This is a genomic window from Streptomyces tauricus, assembly GCF_014650955.1.
GTDB lineage: Bacteria > Actinomycetota > Actinomycetes > Streptomycetales > Streptomycetaceae > Streptomyces > Streptomyces tauricus.
In genome coordinates this window covers 375,646-394,662 of the sequence record NZ_BMVY01000001.1, presented here as the reverse complement: position 1 = coordinate 394,662, position 19,017 = coordinate 375,646, and the positions used below count along the sequence as shown (strand labels likewise).

The 19,017-nt window shown below is 74.4% G+C and carries 1 protein-coding gene; it reads right to left on the bottom strand.

Annotation, left to right across the window (positions count from 1 at the left end):
• Positions 1-3: 3 nt before the first annotated feature.
• Positions 4-18,894, bottom strand: coding sequence for a non-ribosomal peptide synthetase (locus IE278_RS01515; protein ID WP_189767907.1), 18,891 nt, complete (start codon positions 18,892-18,894; stop codon positions 4-6).
• Positions 18,895-19,017: the final 123 nt, after the last annotated feature.

Sequence of the window (19,017 nt, the reverse complement as noted above, 5' to 3'; positions counted from 1 at the left end):
TCCTCACCGTTCGTCGTGGTCGCTGTCGCCGCGTGCGGCGTCTTCGAGTTCGCTGAGCACCTGTTCCTCCACCAGGTCGGCCAGGGCGGCGACCGTGCGGTGGACCAGGACGTCACGGGGTGTGAGGTGCACGCCGAAGGCGTCGTTGGCCCGTGAGGAGATCTGGAGGGCGCGCAGGGAGTCGCCGCCCAGATCGAAGTAGTCGTCCTCGGCGCCGACGGGCGTGTCCAGCGCCTCCTCCCACAGCTCGGCGAGGATCTCCTCGGTGGGGGTGCGCGGAGCGACATGTTCCGTGGTCCGCGTCGCGTCCGGTGCGGGCGCGGGCAGGGCGGCCCGGTCGGTCTTGCCGTTCTCGGTGAGCGGGAAGCGCTCCAGGACGACGTAGGCGGTGGGCACCATGGGGCCGGGCAGGGTGGCGGCGGCCAGCGCCCGCAGTTCGGCGGCGGCGGGGATCTCGGCGTCCGGTGCGCGCAGCAGGTGGGCGACGAGCCGCGGCAGGCCCGGTTCGTCCTCCCGTACGCTCACCACGGCGTCCAGCACGGCCGGGTGGCGGACGAGTGTGGCCTCGACCTCGCCCGCCTCGATGCGGTGGCCCCGCAGCTTGAGCTGGTGGTCGGTGCGGCCCAGGTAGTGCAGCTCGCCGTGGGCGTCGCGGCGTACGAGGTCGCCGGTGCGGTACATACGGGTGCCGGGCGGCCCGAACGGGTCGGCGGTGAAGCGGGTCGCGGTCAGACCGGGCCTGCCCAGGTAGCCGCGGGCCAGTGCCGGTCCGCTCAGCCACAGTTCGCCGGGCACGCCGTCCGGGACCGGCCGCCGGCGGGCGTCCAGGACGTACGCCCCGGTGGCGGGCAGCGGGCGGCCGATGGGCGGGGCGGTGCCGTTCGCCTCCAGTGCGTCCGACCAGGTGGCGACGACGGTGGCCTCGGTCGGCCCGTAGGAGTTGACCAGGCGGTGGTGCGGGGCCCAGCGGGCGACCAGGTCGGCGCCGCACGCGTCGGCGCCCACGGTCAGGGTCTTGAGGTCGGGCAGGGTGCCGGGGGTGTCCGGCGGCAGGGTGCCCAGCGCGGCCGGGGGCAGCAGGGTGTGGGTGATGCGCTCGGTGCGCAGCACGTCGGCCAGGTCGGCGCCGAGCAGCGGGCCCGGCCGTGGGACGACCAGGCGGGCGCCCTGCGGCAGGGACATGCACAGCTCCAGCACCGAGGCGTCGAAGCTGGGCGTGGCGAACGCCAGCACGCGGTCGCCGGGCGCCACTTGGTAGTGCGCGGCCTCGGCGGCTGCGAAGGCGGCCAGTCCCCGGTGGGTGACCACCACGCCCTTGGGGGTGCCGGTGGAGCCGGAGGTGTAGATGACGTAGGCGGGGTCGTCCAGGTCCAGCGGACGGCTCCGGTCGGCGTCGGTGGGCCGGTGAGCCGGGGTGTCACCCGGACCGGCATTCCCACCGCGCTCGTCCGCGAGGAGCGCGGACACCTCGGCGGCGTCGAGGGTCACGGCGGGCGCCGCGTCCCGCAGCATGAACTCCACCCGCTCCGGCGGGTAGTCGGGGTCCACCGGCAGGAAGGCGGCCCCGGCTTTGGTGACCGCGAGCTGGGCGAGGACCATGTCCGCCGAGCGCGGCAGGACCAGGGCGACGAGGGTGCCGGGGCCCGCGCCGCGCGCGATGAGCCGGTGCGCCAGGCGGTTGGCCCGCTCCTCCGTCTCGGCGAAGGTCAGGGACAGGCCGGGCGCGCTCAGTGCCGTGGCCGTGGGACCGCGGTCCACCGCCGCCTCGATCAGGGCGGGCAGGGTCGCCGGGGCCACCGGCGGGAGCTGCGGGCGGGCCGGGCCGTGCAGCAGCCGGGCCCGTTCCCCGGGCGGCAGGATCTCGATGCTGTCCAGTCGGTCGGTGTCCTGGGCGGCGGCCAGTTCGCCGAGCGTGTGCAGGAGCTGGGCGGCGAGGGAGTCGGCCGTGGCCGCGTCGAAGTGGCGCGGGTCGTAGCCGAGTTCGACGCCGAGCCGCTCGCCCGGCGAGATCACCACGGTGAGCGGGTAGTTGGTCGCCTCGCGGGCGTCGAGGTCATGGACGTGGACGCCGTGGACGCCGGCCGTGGCATCGCCGACCGGGTAGTTCTCGAAGACCAGCAGGCTGTCGAACATGGGCGTCCCGGCGGGCAGCGCGCTCCACGCCTGGAGGTCGGTCAGGGGTACGTGGTCGAAGCGGCGGTCCTCGGCCCGTACGGCCTGGGTGTGCCGCAGCCAGGTGTCGCAGGCCGCGCTCCCGTCCACGGCGACCCGGGCGGGCAGGGTGGTGATGAACAGGCCGGTGATGGTGTCGGCGCCCGGCAGGTCGGCGGGCCGCCCGGAGACGGTGGTGCCGAAGCACACCTCGCGTTCGCCGCTCCACCGCGACAGCAGCAGCGCCCAGGCGCCCTGCGCGACGGTGTTGAGGGTGAGGCGGTTGCGGCGGGCGAAGTCCTCCAGCCGCTTGGTCTGTTCCGTGTCCAGCCACTGGGACAGCCAGGTGTCGGAGCGGGCCGCGGAGCTCTGGGCGGGCCTGCGGTCGTAGGGCAGCGGTGTGGGAGCGGTGAGGTCCGCGAGGGCGCTCCTCCAGTGCTCCTCGGCGGGTGCGGTCTCCCGGGCCGCGAGCCAGGCCGCGTAGTCGCCGAACGGCCGGCGGTCCGGCAGCCGGGGTTCCTCGCCCCGGACGAGTGCCGCGTGCGCGGCCATGACGTCGGCCAGGACGTGGAAGACGCTCCAGCCGTCCAGCAGGACGTGGTGGAAGGTCCACACGACCCGCACCTGGTCCGGGCCCAGCCGGATCAGGGACAGGTGCAGCAGCGGGGCGCGGTCCAGCGCCAGACCGAGTGCCTTGTCCTCGGCGAGCAGCCGTTCCAGTGCCGACTCCCGCGCGTCCGGGGCCAGGGCGGACCAGTCGTGTTCGGTGACCGGCAGCACGGCGGTGCGGTGGACGGCCTGGAGCGGTGCGGGGACACCGTTCAGCACCACGGTGGTACGCAGGACGGGCGTGCGGTCGACCACGTGCTGCCAGGCGGCGGCGAGCAGGCGCGGGTCGCGCACCCCGTCCGCGACGAACGTGATCTGCTCGACGTACATGCCCCGGCCGGGTTCGTCCAGGCCGTGCACGACCATGCCGGTCTGGGTGGGGGTGAGCGGATAGAGGTCCACGATGTCGCGGCCCGTGCCCACCAGCCGGTCCACCGTCGGCTGGTCCAGTAGTGCCAGCGGGAAGTCCGACGGGCTGCGGCCCCCGGCGCCGGGTTCGGCGCAGTGCCGCACGATGTGCCGCAGTTCGTCGGCCAGTTCGGCGGCGAGCCGGGCCACGGTGTCCCGCCGGTGCACCTCGCGCGAGTACGACCAGGTGAACTCCAGCCGCTTGCCGGTGACTTGGCCGAGCACGTCGAGGAGGTGCGGGCGGTCCGCCGCACGGTCGAGGCCGCCGGCGAGTCCGGCGTACGGGGTGTGCAGCAGGCCGTCCGCGGTGGTGCCGCGGTCCTGCTGACCCAGGTAGTTGAAGCCGATCTGCGGCAGTCCCGGCAGGCCGAGCCGGTCGCGGTCGGGGTGCAGGCGGCGCAGGGCGCCGTAGCCGAGTCCGCTCCTCGGCACGGCCCGCAGGGTCTCCTTGACGGACTTCAGCGCCGCCCCGGTGGTCGCGTCCTGCGGCACGTCCAGCGCGACGGGGAACATGGTGGTGAACCAGCCGACGGTACGGGCCAGGTCGACGTCGTCGAACAGTTCGTCGCGGCCGTGGCCCTCCAGCGCCACCATGACCCGGTCCTGCCCGGTCCAGCGGCTCAGGACCCGGGCCAGGGCGCACAGCAGGACGTCGTTGACACGGGTGCGGTAGACGTCCGGTACGTCCTGGAGCAGCCGCCGGGTGTCGTCGGCGTCCAGGCCCACCGTCACCGTCTCCTCGCAGGCGGCCGTGTTGGCACCGGCGATATCGGTCGGCAGGGGTGTCGTCTCGGTGGACAGGCCCTGCCAGTGGGCGAGTTCGTCGTCGAAGCCGCCGGCGGCGGTGTGCGTGGCCAGGCGCTGGGCCCACGTCCGGAAGGAGGTGCTCTTCGGGCCGAGGTCGGCCCGTTCTCCGGCGCGCAGCGCGCGGTAGGCGGTCTCCAGGTCCTCCAGGATCAGCCGCCAGGACACCGCGTCAACGACCAGGTGGTGGGCGGCCAGCAGCAGGACCGGCCGCCGGTCGTCGCCGCGCCGGCACAGGGCGGCCCGGAGCAGCGGACCTTCGGCCAGGTCGAAGCCGGCGGACAGACGGTCGGCGAGGGCGCGTATCACCGCGTCGGAGGTGCCGGACGCCTCCACCGTGGCCGACGCGTCGGAGGTGTCGGACGCCTCCGCCACGATCGCCGCGTCGTGGCCGTCGGACAGGTCGTGCACCTCAAGCTGCGGCCCCTCCCCCGGCGCGGTGCCGTACTGCCGCCATCGTCCGTCGCCGGACGGCTCGAAGCGCAGGCGCAGGGCGTCGTGGTGTTCCAGGACGACGGCCAGCGCGGCCCGCAGCAGGGCCTCGTCGGTGTCGGCGGCCAGGTGGAAGGAGACCGCCTGGGTCAGCTGGGCGGGGTCTCCGGTGAGGTCGTCGAACAGCCAGTGCTGGACGGGGGTCAGCGGTACGTCACCGACGACCGGACCCTGTTCCGCGGCGGCCCGCGGCAGTTCCGGGCCCTCCGCCGCGGCGGCCAGTTCGGCCACGGTCTGGTGGCGGAAGAGATGCCGGGGGGTCAGGGCGAGACCGGCCCTGCGGGCGGCGGAGACGATCTGGATGCCGAGGACGGAGTCGCCGCCGAGCGCGAAGTAGTTGTCCTGTGCGCCCACGTCGGGCACGCCCAGTACCTCGGACCAGATCGTGGCGAGCACCCGCTCGGCGTCGGTGCGCGGCGGCCGGTCGCCGCCGCCGCCCGGCGCCGACCACACGGGGTCGGGCAGCGCGCGCCGGTCAAGCTTGCCGGTGGCCCCGAGGGGCAGCCGCTCCAGCGGCACGACGAGCGCGGGCACCAGGTGGTCGGGGAGCGTACGTGCGAGGAAGGCCCGCAGATCGGCGGAGCCGGGAAGCCCGGGGCCGTCGGGGACCACGTACGCCACCAGGCGTTTGTGACCGTCGTGCTCGACCACGCGGGCGGCCGCCGCGGACACCTCGGGGTGCCGGGTCAACGCGGCCTCGACCTCGCCGAGTTCGATGCGGAAGCCGCGGACCTTCACCTGGTCGTCCGAGCGGCCGAGGTACACCAGCTCGCCGTCGGCCGTCCACCGTACGAGGTCTCCCGTGCGGTACATACGGCCGCCGGGCGGGCCGTACGGGTCGGCCGGGAAGCGGGACGCGGTCAGGCCGGGCCGGTCGAGGTAGCCGCGGGCCACCCCGGTCCCGGCCAGGTACAGCTCGCCCGGCACTCCGGCGGGCACCGGGCGCAGCCGGGCGTCCAGGGCGTAGGCGCGGGCTCCGCCGACGGGCCTGCCGATGAGCGGTACGCGGTCGGGTTCGGCCGGGTCGCAGGTGAAGGCGGTGGCGTAGACGGTGGCTTCGGTGGGGCCGTAGATGTTCATCACCCGGCAGCCGGGGACCGCCGAGCGGACCTGGCGCACGGTCTGCACGGGCAGCGCCTCGCCGGCGAGGACGACGGTGTCGGCGCTGACGTGGACGGTGTCCTCCGCCAGCAGACGCCCCAGCGCGGAGGGCACCGCGCTCAGCAGTCCCGCCTGCCAGGGCTCCTCGCGTTCGGCGAGGGCGAGCAGGTCATGGACGATCTCGACGCGGCCACCCGCCAGCAGGGGCGAGAAGATCTCGAACACGGACACGTCGAAGTTGAGCGAGGTGGAGGCCACCACGTGCTCCAGGCCGCGTCCGCCGAACTCGGCGGCGGCCCAGTCGGTCAGGGCCAGGACCGACGCCTGGGCGACGACGACACCCTTGGGCCGGCCGGTCGAGCCGGAGGTGTGGATGACGTAGGCGGGATGGTCGGGCAGCAGCCGTCCGTGCCGTTCGTCGTCGGTGAGGTCGTCGCCGGACAGGGCAGCCAGGCGTGCGGCGCACTCCGGGTCGTCGAGGGCGATCCTCGTGAACGGCCCGTCCGGCAGCCGGCCGCCCGTCTCCGCGCAGGTGACGACCGCCTCGGGCCGCACGTCGTCGAAGAGGAAGGCGATGCGCTCGGCCGGGTAGCCCGGGTCGACGGGCAGATAGGCGGCGCCGCTCTTGAGGACGGCCAGCAGTGCCACGATCAGGTCCGGGGTGCGCGGCAGGGCGAGCGCGACGAACCGTTCGGGCCCGGCCCCCGCCTCGACGAGCAGCCGGGCCAACCGGTTGGCGCGCTCGTCGAGCTGCCGGTAGGAGAGCTGTTCCCGGCCGCCGCCGAGCACGGCCGACGCGTCGGGGGTACGCGCCACCTGGGCGCGGAAGGCCTCGGGCAGGGTGCGGTACGGGGCCTCGGCCACCGGGCTGCCGAAGCGGTCCAGCAGCCGGCGGCCCTCCTGGGCGGACACCAGCGGCAGCTCGGCCAGGGAGCGTTCCGGGCCGGTGGCCATCTCGGTCAGCAGCGTGCGCAGGCTCGCGCCGATGCCGTCGACGGTGGCCGCGTCGAAGGCGGCGGGGTCGTAGTCCAGGGTGACCGTCAGGGTGTCGCCGGGCGCGACCACCACGCTGAGCGGGTAGTTGGTCGGCTCCACATCGCGTTCCTGCTCCATGGCGAGGCCGTGCCGGGCCAGGGCGTCCGCGTCGAACGGATAGTTCTCGAAGACCACGATGCTGTCGAACAGGGATGTGCCGCCCGGTACTTCGCTCCAGGTCTGGAGCTGGGCGAGGGAGACGAAGTCATGGCGCCGTGACTCCGACTGGGCGGCCTGGAGGTCACCCAGCCAGTCCAGCAGCCGACGCTCGCCGTCGATGCGCGCCCGGGTGGGGAGCGTGTTGATGAACAGGCCGACCATGGAGGTCACGCCCGGCAGATCGGCCGGCCGGCCGGAGACGGTGGTGCCGAACACCACGTCGTCCCCGCCGCCGTAGCGGGACAGCAGCAGCGCCCAGGCGCCCTGGAGGACGGTGTTGACGGTCAGACCGGCCGTCTGCGCCGTCTCCCGCAGCCGCGCCGACACGTCGGCGTCGAGCGTCACCCGCACCGAACCGGAGGACGAGGTGCGGTGCGCCTCGGCGGGCCGCCGGTCGCGCGGCAGTGCGGTGGCGACGGGGAAACCGGCCAGGGCCTCGCGCCAGTACGCCTCGGCCCGCTCGGTGTCCTGCCGGGCCAGCCAGCCCAGGTAGTCGCCGAAGGGGGCGCGGTCGGGCACGTCCGGGCGGCGCCCTGCCGTGAGCGCCGCGTACCGCTCGCACACCTCGTCGAAGACCTGGGCGGCGCTCCACCCGTCGAGCAGCAGATGGTGGAAGGTCCACAGCATCCGCACCCGTTCGGGCGAGAGGCGGATCAGGGCCAGGCGCATCAGCGGGGCCGTCTCCAGGTCGATGCCGGTCCCCCGGTCCTCGTCGACCAGCCGCGCGAGTTCCGTAGCCCGGCGCTCGTCCGACCATCCGGACCAGTCGTGGTGCGTGACGGGCACGGTCGCGCGCCGCCGTACGGCCTGCATGGGCTCGGCGGTCTCCTGCCATACCGGGTGGGTGCGCAGCATCGCGTTGGCGTCGACCGTCCGCTGCCACGCCTCGGCCAGGGCGGGCGGATCGGTGACGCCCGAGAGCACCAGCTGCACCTGGTTGACGTAAGTGCGGCTGTCGGGGTCCATCAGGCTGTGGAACAGCATGCCGGCCTGCATGGGCGTCAGCGGGTACAGCTCGTCGACCGTGCGGCCGTCGCCCACGACCCGGTCCACGGCCGTCTGGTCGATGCGCACCAGCGGGAAGTCCGACGGCGTACGGCCGCCCGCGTCCGGCGCGGAGCAGTGGGCGACGACGTCCTCCAGCGCCCGCAGCATGCCCGCCGCGAGGCCGTCGACGGTCTCCTCCCGGTGCACATGGCGGCTGTAGTGCCAGGCGATCTCCAGTTCGCCGTCCTCGACGCGGGCGACCACGTCGAGCAGATGCGGGCGTACGGACTCCGGCGCCTCGGCGCCGTCGAGGCCGCCGGGCACGGAGTGCACCAACGCGCCGCCCCGGGCCGACCAGTCGAAACGGCCCAGGTAGTTGAAGCTGACGCCGGGCATCGGTGTGTCGGCCAGGTGCTCGTCGCGCGCCAGACGGCGCAGCGCGCCGTGGCCCAGACCTCGCGCGGGCACCGCCCGCAACTGCTCCTTGACGGACTTCAGGGCCGTTCCCCAGTCCCCGTCCTGGACGTCCGGGAGGTCGAGGGCGACGGGGAACAGGCTGGTGAACCAGCCGACCGTGCGGGACAGGTCGATGTCGTCGAAGAGCTGGTCCTCACGGCCGTGTCCCTCCAGACCGACGGCGACGGTCCGCCGTCCGGTCCAGTCGGCGAGCACCCGGCCGAGGGCGGTCAGCAGGACGTCGTCGACACGGGTGCGGTAGACACCCGGCACCTCGCGCAACAGGGCGTCCGTGCGTCGCCGGTCGAGGCGTACGGTCACGGCGTCCACGTCGGCCATGGTGTTGCCGCCGTCGCCGTCCACCGGCAGGGGTGCGGCGCAGTGCCGGGCCACCGCGTCCCAGTGCTCGCGCTCCGCGGCGAAACCGCCCGACGCGGTGTGCGCGTGCAGCCGCCGCGTCCACTCCTGCACGGAGGTCGTCCGCTCCGGCAGCCGTACGGGCTCGCCGGCACGGGCCTGCCCGTAGGCGGTCTCCAGATCCTCCAGCAGGACACGCCAGGAGACGCCGTCGACGACCAGGTGGTGCACGATCAGCAGCAGGCGGGTGCCGGTGCTGCGGGTGGTGCCGGTTCCGCCGGTGGCTTCAGCGTTACTGGTGGTGCCCGTGCTGCCGGTGAACAGGTGAGCCGTCAGCAGGGGGCCGCTCGCGAGCCGGAAGGAGGCGTGCGCCTCGGCCGTCAACCGCGCCTCGGTCTCCTCGGCCGCCGCCCCCGCGAGCCCGCGCAGGTCGTGGAACGCCAGCAGTTCGGGGACCTCCTCGTCGGCTCCCGGGCACTCCTGGCGCCAGGAGCCGTCGGCGGATCGGACGAAACGGCAGCGCAGGGCGTCGTGGTGCGCGTACACGGCCGCCAGGGCGCGCCGCAGGGCCGCCGGGTCGACGTCGTCGGGCGTTTCCACGACCACGGACTGGTTGAAGAACTCCGGCCGCCGGGGCCCAGGGTCGAGGAACCAGTGCTGGATCGGGCTGAGCGGAACCTCGCCGCTCACCGGACCGGTCCCCGCGACGGGTACGGCGGTACCGGTGGTCGCCGCGGCGGCCAGCGCGGCGACCGTCGGATGCCGGAACAGATCCCTCGGTGTGAGCGTGAGTCCGGCGGCGCGGGCACGGGAGACGACCTGGATGCTGAGGATCGAGTCGCCGCCCAGCGTGAAGAAGTTGGTGTCGGCGCCGACCCGTTCCACTCCGAGCAGTTCCGCCCAGATCCCGGCGAGGGTCCGCTCGGCCTCGGTGCGCGGCGCCCGGTACTCGCTCCCGCCGCCCGCCGTCCAGTCGGGTGCGGGCAGCCGGCGCCGGTCCACCTTCCCGTTGGCCGTCAGGGGAAGTTCGGCCAGGGTGACGAAGGCGGCGGGCGTCATGTAGTCGGGCAGTTCGGCGACGACGTGCGCGCGCAGTTCGTCCGCGGACGGCAGGGCGGCCGAGGGCGCGGGTACGAGGTGTGCGGCCAGCCGTTTGCGTCCGGCGTGCTCGTACACCGAGACGACCGCCTCGGCGACGGCCGGGTGGGCGGTGAGCCGGGCCTCGATCTCGGTGGGCTCGACGCGGAATCCACGGATCTTGACCTGGTCGTCCGCGCGTCCCACGAAGTGCAGTTCGCCGTCGGCGCTCCACCGCACGATGTCTCCGGTGCGGTACATCCGCCCGCCGGAAGGGCCGAACGGGTCCGCGAGGTAGCGGGCGGCGGTCGCACCGGGGCGCCCGGCGTAGCCACGGGCCAGTCCGGCACCCGCGATGTACAACTCTCCCGGCACCCCGGGCGGTTGCGGCTGGAGGGTGTCGTCCAGGACGTACACGCGGGTGTTGTCGAGGGGGCGTCCGATGGGCAGCACGGGCGGCAGCGGGTCACCCGCGTGGAAGATCCGCCGGGTCGCGAAGGTGGTGGTCTCGGTCGGTCCGTAGCCGTCGACGACGGTGAGGCCGGGGCAGGCGTCGAGCACACGGCCCACCACCGCGCCGGGTACGGCCTCGCCGCCGGTCCACACCTCACGGGCGCCGCGCAGGCAGGTGGGGTCCTCCTGGGCGAGCAGCCGGAACAGTCCGGCGGTCAGCCACAGGCAGCGCACCCCCTGCTCGGTGATCGCGCGGCGGACGACGGCGGCGTCCACGTCGACCGGCGGCGCCAGTACGGCCGTGCCACCGCGCAGCAGCGGCACCCACACCTCGTAGGTGGCGGCGTCGAAGGCGTGCGGGGAGTGCACGAGGACCCGGTCGTGTCCGGCGAAGGCGCCGTCGAGGGCGAGCGCGGCGACGTCCCGCTGGCGGACCGCGACGCCCTTGGGGACGCCGGTGGAGCCGGACGTGAACATCAGGTACTGGACGTTGTCGGCGTACACCGCGTGAGGGGCCGGGGACTCGCCCGCCAAGTCGGCGTGCTCACCCGGGATCTCGGGTGCGAGGAGGTCGGCCACGGGCAGCACGGTCCCGTCGGGCAGTACCTCCGCCGCCGTGGCCCGCCGGTCGGCGTCGGCGTCGGTGAGCAGCAGCCGCGCGCCCGCCTCGGTGAGCATCCTGCGCAGCCGCTCGTGCGGTGCCCTGCCGTCCAGCGGGACGAACACACCGCCGGTGCGGACCAGGGCGAGCTGGATGACCACGAGGTCGGCCGAGCGGTCCATCAGGACGCCGACCGGGACCTCGGCGGTCACACCGAGCGCGGTGAGCCGGCCGGCCAGCAGGGCGGCCCGGGCGTCGAGTTCCCGGTAGGTGAGCCGCTCCGTGTCCGTCTCCAGGGCCACGGCGTGCGGTGTGCGCCGCACCTGCGCGGCGAACAGCTCGGCCACGGTGGCCTCGGGCAGGCCGGTGGCCGTGTCCGTGTCGTTCCACTCCTCGACGACCTGGGCGCGGCGGGCGTCCGTGAGCAACGGCAGTCGCGCGGGCGGCAGTTGGGGCGTGGCCGCCATGTTCGTCAGCAGGACGGTGAGGTACTCGACCATGCGCTCGACGGTGTCCGTGTCGAACAGCCGCGGGTCGTAGCCGAGCCGCAGGCCGAGTTCGGCGCCCGGGTAGGCCACCAGGCTCAGCGGGTAGTTGGTGGTCTCGATGCCGTCCAGGGCGCTCAGCCGCAGTCCGTGCGCGGCGGCGAGTCCGTCGTCGACCGGGTAGTTCTCGAAGACGACGATGCTGTCGAACAGGGCGGCGCGTTCGGGGAGTTCGGTGAACCCCTTCATCCGGGTGAGCGGCACGTGGTCGTGGCGGCGGTCCTCGCTCTGTTCCTGCTGGAGATCGCGCAGCCAGTCGAGCAGGGGCCTGTCGGCCGGCACGGTCACCCGCGTGGGCAGGGTCGTGATGAACAGCCCGGTCATGGTGTCGGCGCCCGGCAGCTCGGGGGGCCGCCCGGACACGGTGGTGCCGAACACGACGTCGCTCCGGCGGGCCTGACGGCTCAGCAGCAGCGCCCAGGCGCCCTGCACGAGGGTGTTGACGGTCAGCCCGGCCGTCCTGGCCAGTTCCTCCAGTGCCCGGCTGGTGGCGCTGTCCACGCTGGTGCGGACCGCCGCGGTGGACTCGGCGCGGTGGCTCTCGCGCGGTTCCCGGTCGTACGGCAGCGCGGTGGCGTCGGCCAGGTCCGCCAGGCGGCGTCGCCAGTGCCGTTCGGCCTCCGCCTCGTCGCGCTCGCGCAGCCAGGCCACGTAGTCCCGGAAGGGCCGCCGGTCGGGCAGCGGCTCCCGCCCGCCGGTCGCGTGTCCGGTGAACACGTCGGACAGCACCTGGAACAGGCTCCAGCCGTCCAGGACCAGATGGTGGAACGACCACACCACCCGTACGCCGCCGTCGGATATCCGGGCGAGCACCAGCCGCTGGAGCGGGGCCCGGTCGAGGTCGATGCCCCGTTCGCGGTCCCGGTCGAGGAGGTCCCGCAGCCGGTGCTCGCGCTCCTCCTCGCCCAGGTCGCGCCAGTCCAGGTGGGTCACGGGCACGGTCGCGTGCCGCTGCACCACCAGGAGCGGCTCGGGTACGTCCTGCCAGACGACACGGCCGCGCAGTACGGGTGTGTGGTCGGTGACGCGCTGCCAGGCCGCCGCGAGGGCCGCCGGGTCGGGTACGCCGTCCAGGTCGAAGGTCAGCTGCTGGAAGTAGACGCCCAGGTCGTCCTGGGAGAGCCGGTGGAAGAGCATGCCGGTCTGGGTGGGGGTGAGCGGATGGATGTCCTCCACCGCGTCCGGGTCGTCGCCGACGATCCGGTCCACGGCCCTCTGGTCGAGGCGGGCCAGGGGGAAGTCCGAGGGGGTGCGTCCGGCGCTGCCGGGCCGGCCGGCGTGCCGTGCGATGCCGGCCAGCGCGTCGGCGAAGTGTGCGGCCAGCTCGGCGACGCTCGTCCGCGCGTGCAGTGCGTCGGAGTAGAACCAGGTGAATTCCAGCGCGTCGCCGTCCAGTCGGCCCACGACCTCCAGCGGGTGCGGGCGCAGGGCGGCCGGGTCGGCATCCAGTTCCAGGGTGCGGAACGGGCCCTCGTACAGGCCTCCGGTGGTGTCCGGGAGGCCGAACCTGCCGAGGTAGTTGAAGCTGACCTGTGCCTGCGGCGCCCCGGGCAGTGCCCCCGGGCGGGCGAGGTGGCGCAGGGCGTCGTGCCCGAGGCCGTGCCGCGGCACCGCCCGCAACTGCTCCTTGACCCGCTTGAGTACGACGTCCCAGTCGGCGTCGGACGGGACGGCGAGGGCGACGGGGTGGCGGGTGGTGAACCAGCCGAGGGTACGGCTGATGTCCACGTCGGCGAACAGCTCCTCGCGGCCGTGTCCCTCGACATCCACCAGCACCCGCTCGTGCCCGGTCCACGCGCACAGCACCCGGCCGAGCGCGCTCAGCAACACGTCGTTGACCTGGGTGCGGTAGGTGTCCGGCAGGGTGCGCAGCAGGGCGGAGCTGTCCTCGGGGGTGAGGCGGACGGTCACGGAGCGCGCGGAGGCGTAGGTGTTGGCGCCGGTGCCGTCGGTGGGCAGGGCCGCACCGGCGCCGGCGACGGCATCGGTCCAGTACGCGGTCTCGTCGTCGAAGCCGCCGTCGGCCGCGTGGGCGGACAGCCGCCGGGCCCAGTGCCGCAGCGGTGAGCTCTTCGGGGGCAGCGCCGCCCGGCCGTCCCGGCCCTCCCGGCGGGCGCGGTAGGCCCGGTCCAGGTCCTCCATGAGCACGCGCCACGACACGCCGTCGACGACCAGGTGATGTACGGACAGGTGCAGCACACGGGACCGGCCGGGGCCGCGGTCGTGCAGCACCGCGCGCAGCAGCGGGCCGCGCCGCAGGTCGAAGGGGCCGTGGTGCGGCGAGTCGGTGTCCGGGCCCGCGTGGCGGGCCAGGTGCACGCGGGGCGCCTCGTCCTCGACGCGCCAGACGACGGCCGGACCCGCGTTCGCGCCCCGGGCGTCGGTGCCGGCGCGCTGTACGGCGGTCCCTTCGGTGGCCTCCTCGGTCGCCTCCCCGGTGACCTCTTCCGTGAGGAAACGCGAGCGCAGCGCGTCGTGGTGGGCGACGAGGTCGTTGAGGGCCTCCTCCAGTGCCGCCGCGTCCAGATCGTCGGGGACCTGGAACGACAGGGTCTGGGCGAAGCGGCCCGCGTGGTGGGCGGCGCTCTCGAACAGCCAGCGCTGGATGGGGGTCAGGGGCGCGGGGCCGGTGGCGGGAACGAGGGCCGGGGCGGCGGGCTCCCTCCCGCCGGCCGCGTCGGCGCAGCGCGCGAGGGCGGCGATCGTCTGGTGGCGGTAGACGTCCCGGGAGGTCAGGGTGAGACCCGCCTGCCGGGCCTGGGCCACCACCTGGATGCTGAGGATGGAGTCGCCGCCCAGCATGAAGAAGTTGTCGTCCACCCCGATGCGGTCCACGCGCAGGATGTCCGCCCAGACGGCGGCGAGGATGCGCTCGGTGGGCGTACGCGGGGCCACGCGGTGGGAACGGCTGCGCGCGGGTCCCGGATCCGGGAGGCGGCCCCGGTCCAGCTTGCCGTTGGGGTTGAGGGGCAGGTCAGCCAGGACCATGACGGCCGTCGGCACCATGTAGTCGGGCAGGGTGTGGCCGAGGGTCCGGCGCACTTCCTCCGGCTCGACGCGCGCGTCCGGAGCGGGAACGACATAGCCGACCAACCGGCGGTGGCCCTCGCTCTCCCACACGGTGGCCGCCGCCTCCGCCACGCCGTCGAGACCGCGCAGCGCCTCCTCCACCTCACCCAGTTCGATGCGGAAGCCGCGTACCTTGACCTGCTGGTCGGTGCGGCCCACGTACTCCAGTTCGCCGTCGGCGGTCCACCGCACCAGGTCCCCGGTGCGGTACATCCGGTCCCCCGGCGCACCGAAGGGGTCGGCGACGAACCGGGACGCGGTCAGCCCCGGGCGCCCCAGGTAGCCGCGTGCCAGTCCCCCGCCGCCCAGATACAGCTCTCCTGTCACGCCCGGCGGCTGGAGGCACAGCAAGGGGTCCAGGACGTAAGCCCGGGTACGGGCCACGGGCCTGCCGATCAGGGGTGCCTGGTCCGGTGTCCCGTCCCCGGCGAACCACGCGGTGGCGTAGACGGTGGCCTCGGTCGGGCCGTAGATGTTGGCGATGTCGCAGCCCGGCATGGACCGCCGCAGGTCGTGCACGGTCTGCGCGGGAAGCGCCTCACCGGCCAGGACGACGGTGTCCGCCGTCACGGGCGCGCCGTCCTCGGCGAGCATCCGGGAGATCACCGAAGGCACCCCGCTGATGAGCCCGGCCCGCCGGGTCCCGGTGGCATCGGCGGCGCCGACGGTGTCGGCCGCGTCGACGAGAGCCGGGAGGTCGGGGACCACCTCGATGCCGCCGCCCACGAGCAGGGGGCAGAGCATCTCGAAGACCGACACGTCGAAGTTGAGCGAGGTGGAGGCGACCACGTGGGCCAGTCGCCGCGGCCCGAAACGTTCCCCCGCCCATTCCGCGAGCGCCGCGACGCTGCGGTGGGTGATCACCACACCCTTGGGGCGTCCGGTCGAACCCGAGGTGTAGATGACGTACGCGGGGTGCTCCGGGTCGAGGGGCCGCACCAGGTCGGCGTCGCTGAGGTCGCCGTCTGCGGCAGTGGCGGCGGCTGCGGGTTCCTGCGGAACGCAGCCCTCCAGAAGCAGCGGAGCGCAGTCCTCCGGCAACGCCCCGGCCGTCTCGCCGGTGGCCAGGACCAGGGCGGGGGCCGCGTCGGCGAGCATGAAACGGATGCGCTCGACCGGATAGCCGGGGTCCACGGGAAGGTAGCCCGCGCCCGCTTTCAGTACGGCCCACAGCACCGGCAGCAGGTCCGCCGTCCGGGGCAGGCACAGGGCCACCAGGGTCTCGGGCCCGACGCCGCGGGCGGCCAGCAGCTGGGCGAGCCGGTTGGCACGCCGGTTGACCTCGGCGTAGTCCAGGCGGTCGGGTCCGCACGTCACCGCGGTCAGGTCGGGCGTCCGCGCCACCTGTGCCTCGAACAGCGCGGGCAGCGTACGGGCCGGTGCGCGGCCGGCGTCCTCGGCCGGCGGGTTCCATTCCTCCAGCACCGTGTGCCGTTCGTCCTCCGACAGCAGGGCGAGTTCACCCACCGTGCGGTGCGGCCCGTCGGCCATGCCCTCCAGCACCCGGCGCAGTTGGCGGGCCATCCGCGCCACCGTCCGCGCTTCGAACAGGCCGGTGTTGTACTCCACCGTGAGCTCGCAGCCGCCGTCGGTACGCGGCACGAACTCCAGGACCAGGTCGAACCGGGCGGCCGGGCGGGGCAGCGGCTGCTGCTCGATCCGTACGCCGTCGGCCCCCGGCGGGTCGTCCAGGGCCGTCTGCTGCACCACGAGCACCTGCACGAGCGGGGTGCGGCTGGGGTCCCGGGTCGGGGCCAGCTCCTCCACCACCCGGTCGAACGGCACCGATTCATGGGCGAAGGCGTCCAGCACCGTCGCCCGCATGCTCTCCACGAACCGGTCGACGGTCAGGGCGTCGTCCACCTCGCCGCGCAGTACGACGGTGTTGGCGAAGAACCCGGTCACGTCCTCCAGTTCACGGCGTCCCCGCCCGGTGGTGACGGTGCCGAGGGCGATGTCCCGCTGCCCGGAGTACCGGGAGAACAGCACCGCCGCGGCTCCGGCGAACAGGGTGAAGACAGTCGTGCCGCGGCCTCCGGCCAGATGCCGCAGCCGGGAGACCAGTGCGGCCGGGAGGTGCTGCCGGTGGGCCTCGCCTTCGGTGGTGCGCACCACCGGCCGGGGCCGGTCGGTCGGCAGCTCCAGTTGCGGCATGCCGGTGAGATGCCGCTTCCAGTACGCGAGGTCGGCCGCGTCGCCGTCCCCGGAGCGCTGCTGCCGCTCCCACACGGCGAAGTCCGGGTACTGGACGCGGGGTTCGGGCAGTCCGGAGGGCAGGCCGGACGCCTCGGACCGGTACAGCGCGGCGAGGTCACGGGTGAGGATGCCGACGGACCAGCCGTCGGTGACGATGTGGTGCTGGGCCAGCAGCAGCACATGGTCGTCGGCCGCGCGGCGGACGAGCAGGGCCCTGGTGAGCGGACCGGTGGCCAGGTCGAAGGGCCGGCCGAGTTCCTCGGTGAGGAGCCCTTCGACGGCCTCGTCGCGGCCGTCGGCGGGCAGGTGGGTCACGTCGGCGGTGCGCAGCGGCAGCTCCGCGTGGGCGTGTATGTGCTGCACGCCCTGGCCGTCCTCGGTGGCGAAGGTCGTGCGCAGGGAGTCGTGGCGGGCGGACAGCCGGTCCAGGGCCCGGCGCAGTGCCCCGGCGTCCAGTGCGCCGCGCAGTCGCAGTGCCAGGCCGGTGTTGTACTCGGTGCCGCCCGGGGTGAGGTCGTCCAGGAACCACAGGCGTCGCTGGGCGCTGGAGAGCGGCAGCGACCGGTCGCGCGGTACGGGCGGGATCGGGTCCAGGGGTGTCGCGAGGGTCGACGGGCTCACCAGCCGGGCCAGCGCGGCGACGGTTCGCGCGGTGAACACGTCCCGGATCGACAGCCGGGCGCCCAGTTCCTCACGGATCCGGGCCAGGGCGCTGGCGGCGAGGATCGAGTCGCCGCCCAGGTCGAAGAAGTCGTCCTCGACGCCGATGCCGTCGACCCCGAGGACGTCCGCCCAGACGTCGGCGAGTATCCGCTCGCGCGAGGTGCGCGGCGCCACATGGCCCGGCGCGGCCACGCGCACGGGTGCGGGCAGCGCACGCCGGTCGATCTTGTTCTGCGGGGTGAGCGGCAGGGCGTCCAGGACGACCACGGCGGACGGCACCATGTGCGGCGGCAGGACGGCGGCGGCGACCGCCCGCACGTCGGCCGCGTCCAGGTCCTGTGCGGGACCGGCGGCGGTGACGTACCCGACGAGCTGCCGTCGGCCGGGCTCGTCCTCGCGCACCACGACCACGGTGTCGCGCACCCCGCCGTGGCGCCGCAGCGCCGTCTCGATCTCCCCGGGCTCGATACGGAAGCCCCGCACCTTGACCTGGCGGTCGACCCGGCCGAGGTACTCCAGTTCGCCGTCCGCGTTCCAGCGTGCCCGGTCGCCCGTGCGGTAGAGCCGGGCTCCGGGCCGGCCGAAGGGACTGGCGACGAAGCGGCCCGCGGTGAGACCGGGCCGGTTGAGGTATCCGCGGGCCACTCCGACCCCGCCGACGTACAACTCACCGTCGGTTCCGGGCGGTACGGGGCGCATGTCCGCGTCCAGCACGTACGTCTCGGTGCCGGTGAGGGGCCGGCCGATGCTCGGGGTGCCGCTTCCGGTGGCCAGCGGTCCGGTCCAGGAGGCCACGATGGTCGTCTCGGTGGGACCGTAGGAGTTGATCATCCGGCGGCCGGGCGCCCAGTGGTCGACGAGTGCCGCGGGGCACGCCTCGGCTCCCACGATCAGGGTGCTCAGCCGTCCCGGGCCGAGCCGCGCGGGGTCGGGGACGGTGGCGAGGGCGGCCGGCGGGATCAGCGCGTGGGTGATGCGGTGTTCGTTCACCACCGCGGCGAGTTCGTCGCCCAGCCAGGGGCCGTCGGGCGGTACGACGAGGGTGGCGCCCGACAGGACGGAGATGAACAGCTCCAGCACGGAGGCGTCGAAGCTGGGCGAGGAGAACTGCAGGACCCGGCCGCCGGGGCCCACCGCGTACTGTCGGGCGGCGCCTGCGGTGAAGGCGGCGATGCCCCGGTGGGTGACGGTGACTCCCTTGGGTGTTCCCGTCGAGCCCGAGGTGTAGATGACGTACGCGGCCTGGTCGGGGTCCACCCGCGGGCCCGGGCCGTCCGGGGCGGGCCCGGTGGCCTCCATGACGGCGCGCAGGTCGGACAGGTCGTCGAGGACGACGGCGGGCGCCGCGTCCGCCAGCATCAACGCGCGCCTCTCGCGCGGGTACTGGGGATCCACCGGCAGGAAGGCCGCGCCCGCGCGGGCCACGGCCACCTCGGCGGCGATCAGCTCAAGCGAGCGCGGCAGGACCAGCGCCACCGTCCGCTCGGGACCGGCTCCGCGCCGTACGAGATCGGCGGCCAGGCGCCCGGTCCGCTCCGCGAGTTCGCGGTAGGACCAGGTCCGCCGGCCGTCGGTCACGGCCGGCGCGTCCGGTGTACGGCGCACCCATGCCTCGAAGAGTTCACCGAGCGGCAGCGGCTCCACCGTGCCGTCGGTACCGCCTGCGGCGGTGGCGTCCTCCGCCCGGGCGGAAGGGGATGACGACACGGGCTCGTTGTGCAGGTCCGTCATGGGGGGTCCTTCGAAAGCGGTGGTGATGCGGGTGCGCGCGGGCGTGGGGAATCACCCGGGCGCGCCGGGCCGCACGGGGGCGGCTCTTCGGCGCGGGGAGGGGTGGTGCGGGACGGCTCTGCG